Source organism: Neisseria sp. P0009.S007 (assembly GCF_051962515.1).
This window is the reverse complement of the sequence record NZ_JBQCVF010000723.1, coordinates 1-850: the sequence shown is the minus strand read 5'-3', so window position 1 is coordinate 850 and position 850 is coordinate 1. Positions and strand designations below refer to the sequence as shown.

Below are 850 nucleotides of genomic sequence, written 5' to 3'. Positions count from 1 at the left end.
TTATCCGCCTGGGCGTGTTGGGTGACTGGGACAATCCTTATCTGACCATGGATTTCAAAACCGAAGCCGATACTGTACGTATGCTCGGCGAAATCTACAAATCCGGTTATCTCTACCGCGGCGCGAAACCGGTTCAATTCTGCTTGGACTGCGGCTCTTCTCTGGCTGAAGCGGAAGTGGAATACAAAGACAAAGTATCGCCTGCGATTGACGTCGGCTATCCGTTTAAAGACACTGCCGCGCTTGCAGCCGCATTCGGTTTGTCCGGCATCGAAGGCAACGCGTTTGCCGTTATTTGGACAACTACGCCTTGGACTTTGCCTGCGAGTCAAGCTGTTTCAGCTGGTGCAGACGTGGTGTATCAACTGATTGATACGCCTAAAGGCAAATTGGTATTGGCCAAAGATTTGGCAGAAGATGCGCTCAAACGTTACGGCTTTGCTTCAGACGACCTGAAAGTATTGGCAGAAACCACAGGCGACAAGCTGGAAAACCTGCACATGAATCATCCGTTCCTCGAACGCGATATTCCCATGCTCAACGGCGACCACGTTACCACCGATGCTGGTACCGGCTTGGTGCATACTGCGCCTGCGCATGGTCTGGAAGACTACGCTGTCTGCAATAAATACGGCATTGAGCTTTACAACCCTGTAAATGCCGAAGGCAAATACATCAGCGAAACACCTCGTGTTGCTGGCATGCGCGTTTGGGAAGCCAACCCCGTCATCCTGCAATGGTTGGAAGAAACCGGCAACCTTTTGGCAAGCAGTAAAATCGAACACAGCTACGCACACTGCTGGCGTCACAAAACGCCGTTGATTTACCGTGCGACCGGCCAATGGTTTGT

General features: G+C 51.6%; 1 protein-coding gene. It reads left to right on the top strand.

The features are described from left to right. Nucleotides 1–850, top strand: an 850-nt coding sequence (locus ACTHS3_RS15945; protein WP_440368499.1) for a class I tRNA ligase family protein, incomplete at both ends; no start/stop codon positions are given.